Annotated in this window: 4 protein-coding genes and 2 pseudogenes; 2 read left to right on the top strand and 4 right to left on the bottom strand. The window is 59.8% G+C overall.

The window, feature by feature from the left end; translation table 11 throughout:
• Nucleotides 1-120: 120 nt before the first annotated feature.
• From coxB to ACRXB1_RS30645, 3 genes and pseudogenes are all read right to left on the bottom strand, one after another.
• A pseudogene (gene coxB, locus ACRXB1_RS30655) lies at nucleotides 121-1,332 on the bottom strand (cytochrome c oxidase subunit II); the annotation flags it as partial.
• 79 nt (nucleotides 1,333-1,411) lie between these two features.
• On the bottom strand, nucleotides 1,412-1,888 hold the full coding sequence (locus ACRXB1_RS30650; protein WP_075359340.1) for a DUF2244 domain-containing protein: 477 nt from the start codon (nucleotides 1,886-1,888) through the stop codon (nucleotides 1,412-1,414).
• Between the two features lie 316 nt (nucleotides 1,889-2,204).
• Nucleotides 2,205-3,173 (bottom strand): methyltransferase domain-containing protein, encoded by a 969-nt coding sequence (locus ACRXB1_RS30645; protein ID WP_174362787.1) that lies wholly within the window; start codon nucleotides 3,171-3,173, stop codon nucleotides 2,205-2,207.
• A gap of 133 nt (nucleotides 3,174-3,306) precedes the next feature.
• Between ACRXB1_RS30645 and ACRXB1_RS30640 the strand changes: the two genes are divergently transcribed.
• A complete protein-coding gene (locus ACRXB1_RS30640) occupies nucleotides 3,307-4,122 on the top strand; it encodes a ComF family protein (RefSeq protein WP_449494181.1) in 816 nt (271 codons plus the stop codon).
• 18 nt (nucleotides 4,123-4,140) lie between these two features.
• Nucleotides 4,141-4,611 carry a tRNA (uridine(34)/cytosine(34)/5-carboxymethylaminomethyluridine(34)-2'-O)-methyltransferase TrmL gene (gene trmL / locus ACRXB1_RS30635; protein ID WP_449494180.1) on the top strand — a complete coding sequence of 157 codons (471 nt, stop codon included), beginning with the start codon at nucleotides 4,141-4,143 and terminating at the stop codon, nucleotides 4,609-4,611.
• A gap of 12 nt (nucleotides 4,612-4,623) precedes the next feature.
• Here trmL and ACRXB1_RS30630 read toward each other — a convergent pair.
• Nucleotides 4,624-4,834: pseudogene (locus ACRXB1_RS30630) on the bottom strand (hypothetical protein); the annotation flags it as partial.

The following is a 4,834-nucleotide window of genomic DNA, read 5'->3' as shown; positions in this document are numbered from 1 at the left end:
CAAACCCGTCCGTGCCGGTTTGTCTCAATGGTATCGACATAGACCGCCGATGCGCAGACTCGGAAACTACTCAGTGGATGCGGTGCGTACCAAGGCGACTGGGGCTCTAGGCGGGTTGTTTGCTCCCGCCAGATGGTCGCCGCCTTCCGGCATCTTGCCGTTGCGTGCATCGGCAACTTGCTTGGGCTGGAGAATGTCGCCCGTGTGGTTACCCCACGTGTTGCGTTCGTACGTGATCACCGAAGCGATCTCGACGTCATTCAATGTCGCGCTCCAGTTCGGCATTGCGCCCTTGCCCTTCAGCACGATGCTCACGTGCTCGGCAATCGGACCGTTCGCGATCTTGCTGCCGTCGAGTGCCGGAAACTGACCCGCGCCCTTACCCGTAGGCTGGTGGCAGACCGCGCAGTTCGACGTGTAAACCTTTTCGCCGCGCGCCTTCAGTTCGTCCATGGTGTAGGTCTTGTTCGGATCGTCGGCGCTGGCGGCCATTTTCTTCTTCTGGCCATCGACCCACTTGTTGTAGTCGTCAGCAGACAGCACCTCGACCACAACCGGCATGTAAGCGTGTTCCTTGCCGCACAACTCGGTACAGAAGCCGCGAAACGTACCGATCTTCTCGGCCTTGAACCACGTGTCGCGCACGAAGCCGGGGATTGCGTCCTGCTTCACGCCGAATGCCGGGACATACCATGAGTGAACAACGTCATTGGCGGTCGTAATGATGCGAATTTTCTTGTCGACAGGAACCACGAGCGGATTGTCGACTTCCTGCAGATACAGCTCGCCGATCGGCTCTTGTCCATTGACCTGGCTGCGCGGCGTGGTGAGCGTGGACAGGAAATTGATGCCTTCGCCCGGGCCCTTCACATAGTCATAGCCCCACTTCCACTGATAACCGGTCACTTTCACGGTCAGGTCGGCGTTGGTGGTGTCCTTCATGGCAACCACGGCCTTGGTGGCCGGCAGCGCCATCAGCACGACGATCACGAACGGAACGATCGTCCAGATGATTTCGACAGTGGTGCTCTCGTGGAAATTCGACGCCTTGTGCCCCTTTGACTTGCGGTGCATCAGGACGGAATAGAACATCACGCCGAACACGCCGATAAAAATCACCGTGCAGATGATCAGCATGAACGTATGGAGGCCGTAGAGCTCCTCGGCGATCTTCGTCACGGGCGTCTGGAAGTTGAGTTCGTTCACTCCAGGACCGCCGGGAACGTCACTGACCGCCAGGGCTGCGCCGGCGAACAGGAGTCCGCTTAACGCCAGCACGCCCGAGAGGGCTCGCTTGATTGTTTTCATAGCTTCCTTACCCAAAATTTCCATTCAGACCCTCGACCCCCGTTTGCATCCGCCCGACTCATGCATCGCTCCTCCCCGGAAACGACCTACCCGGTGACGCGTGTCAGTTGCAGCGCATCAGCCATGTGCGCAACTCGACGGCAAACTGCTTGCGCCGGTACTGTGCCAGATGAATCCCGACAGGCACCGACTGGCCCCGCGACACTAGCTTGACCGGATCTCTCGGTCTCGCTCCCGGCTCCACCCGAACCCAGCGCGGATTGAATTCCACCTGCGTCAGGGTTTCGGCGTCCATGCGTTCAATCACAAGCCGGTCGTGAAACAGCAGGATCCGCTCGTAATCGACAGCATGGCGCGCGTAGATGACGAACGCGATACCGACCGCCAGCAACTCGATACCCGTAAAAGGCAGCACCAGCCAAGCGCCTGCCCACACCAGCAAACTCGCGATCAGCAGCGAAAACAGCGCCAGCGATACATAAAACGCTACGAACTGGCGCGGCGAGACAGAACAGTTCCGCTTGAACAACCAGTCTTTCACGACTGGCTCGGAGTCCATCAGCAGATCGGTTGCTTGCATCGCCGTCTCCCGCTTCAGAGTTGTCTCACCCGCGCTCTCGCCAAGTGCCAAGCCCTGTTCATTTAATGCTCACCCGCCACCATGAAGACGACGAAATTCATGCCAGCCAGGCGACAAACTGACGCATTATAGGCGTGTTGCCCAGCATCCACAAGCAAGGTGGCGCCCGCCGCAAAGCCAAGCCGCACAAGCCTCTGCGCCTTTTTGCCGCATCCTTTTGGATGCTTGTCGACGCGCGTATCCAGGAGGCGGTCAAGGGTGCATTAAATTCGGCATGAGTGCGTTTTGCCAGCCCTTTTGCTGCAATCCGCACTGTTCACTTGCTTCGTTTCGGGCCGCGTCCTATATCTTCCAGCCTGATGATTCCATGCCCTTCCGCCGTCATTCGCGGCACGGCCTTCCAGGCGTGGCCGTAAATCACCTCGAAGGTCAGCGGGATCGTCCCATCTTCGCGACGGCGTGATTCCAGCGCTGCGTGCAGCGCGTCGCGCAACGCGCGTCCGTGCTGCACGCCCGTCTCGACGGGGAACGCACCCCAGCCACGCACGTCTTTCAACAACGATTCCGGCGATTTGTAGGTGATTGTCAGCACTTCCTGATCCATCACCGGAATCTCAAAACCGCTTTCGACAAGCATGTCACCCAGGTCATGCATATCGACAAATTCGATGGTGTGGCGCCGCGGCGTCAATCCCAAGGACTTCTCCGCCTGCTTGTAAGCGCCGCTCAGCTCCTTCAGCGTGTCGGGTCCGAGCGTGCTGAACATCAGCAGGCCGTTCACCTTCAGCACGCGCGCCCATTCAGGGAACACGAGGTCGGGCCGCGCGTGCCATTGCAGCGCGAGGTTCGACCACAGCATCTCGAACGCACCGGCGGAAAACGGAAGCTCGGCGAAGTCGCCCTGCGCCAGTTGCGGACCCCGTGCGCCAAAAGCCTTGCCCAGCGTGGCGGGCAGGAAACGCCGCCAGCCGGCGTTGGCTTCCGATTCCGCCGTTTCGGCCTTATTCGCCCGGTCCAGCATTCCAGTCGACAGATCAAGCCCGATCACCGATGCATCCGCAAACCGCTCGCGCAGCCCCGGCAGATCGGCCCCCATGCCACAGCCGGCATCGAGCACGCGTACGGGCGCGACCTTGATGTACTCGAGTCGCTCGCGCATGCGCACCGCGATTTCGCGCGGCAGGAATGCGACGTCATCAAAACTCGCGGCGCGGCGATCGAAAATCCGCCTGATACGGCGCGAATCGTAGGCCGGACGGCCAGCGTTGGCGGAAGTTGAGGACATGACAACCTGTTTTCTAAGAGTGCGAAGTATACTCGGTCGATTGTTAAAACGTTCAGCAAAACCAGACGCCACAACGGTTCGCTGGCGTTATAGCCAGTATTTCGGAATGTTTCCGCGTCTTTGGATCGGACTGATGGATCGACAATTTCTCTTCATCCTGCGCCGTTCAGTCCTCGCTTCAAGTGCAGGTTTGGGCTTGTTGCAAAAAGGCTTTATCGATGCCGCGCGTTTGTTTGTGCGGTTGCACGACATCGCTTTGCCGAGTCAGTGCGCATTGTGTGGCAATTTGTCACATCGAGTGTTGTGTGCCGGCTGTGATGAGCAGTATTGGAACCAGGCACGCACGCGCTGCTTCATTTGTGCATTGCCCATGTCGGTATTTGCCGGCCCCGGCGAAGACCGCTCCCGCGCTCAGTCACGCTGCAGGCTTTGCATCACCGAGCCGCCGCATTTCGATGCAACCATCGCGCTCGCCGATTATCGCGCGCCACTCGATACACTCGCGCTCGAGCTGAAGTTTCAGGCGCGGCTCGCGGGCGCCGATGAATTCGCGCGCCAGTTGCAAGCCACGTTCGAAGATTCCAATGAAGCCGCGCCGGATATCGTTGCGCCGGTGCCTTTGTCCAGGAAGCGTCTCAGGACACGCGGCTACAACCAGGCATGGTCCATCGGCAAGCCGTTGGCACGCCGGCTGGGTGCGCATGCAGATGCAACGCTGATCGAGCGTACCCGCAATACCGCGCCGCAAGCGAAGCTCGATCTCGATACGCGCCGCCACAATGTCGGCGATGCCTTCAGAGTGCTGCGCGACGTCCGCGGCAAACACGTCGGTATAGTCGATGACGTCATGACTTCCGGCGCCACGCTCGACGCGCTGGCCCGTACTCTGAAAACCGCGGGCGCGCGGCGTGTCACCAACTTTGTCGCGCTGCGCACACCGCAAGACTAATCTTTTGAGTCATCGCTTATGTTCAACGTAGTTCTGGTCGAACCCGAAATTCCCCCGAATACTGGCAATGTCATTCGGCTGTGCGCCAACACGGGCGCACGGCTTCATTTGATCGAGCCGTTAGGATTTCCTCTCAATGACGCCAAGATGCGCCGCGCCGGACTCGATTACCACGAGTACGCACAGATGCACGTCCATGCGAACTGGGACGCTTTTATCGAGAAGGAAACACCCGACGTGACGCGCATGTTCGCGTTCACCACACGCGGCGCCACGCCGTTTTTCGGGCACGCGTTCCAGGAAGGCGACTGGTTTGTGTTCGGCGCGGAAACGCGCGGCTTGTCGGACGCGGTGCTTGGACAATTCACGAACGAACGGCGCGTCCGCTTGCCAATGCGCCCGGGAAACAGGAGTTTGAATCTGTCGAATACGGTTGCGATCGTGACGTTCGAGGCGTGGCGTCAGACAGGCTTCGAGGGTGGCGAATAAAGCGAAGCGCCGTTATTCAGCTTTTGCGTCGCGGCTCAGCAATGCGTGGACGGCATCGCGCGGCGCGACGTTATAGAACAGGACGCGGCAAACGGCATGGGTGATCGGCATATCGATGCCATGAGATTCAGCCAGCGCCAGCACCGCCCGCGCACAGCGCACGGCTTCGGCCACGTGGGCGGAGGCGAGATCGGGAGAGCGTCGGGGAGGGGAAGAGTGGAGG

This window comes from Caballeronia sp. M23-90, from assembly GCF_053574605.1.
This window is presented reverse-complemented; position numbering and strand designations above follow the sequence as displayed.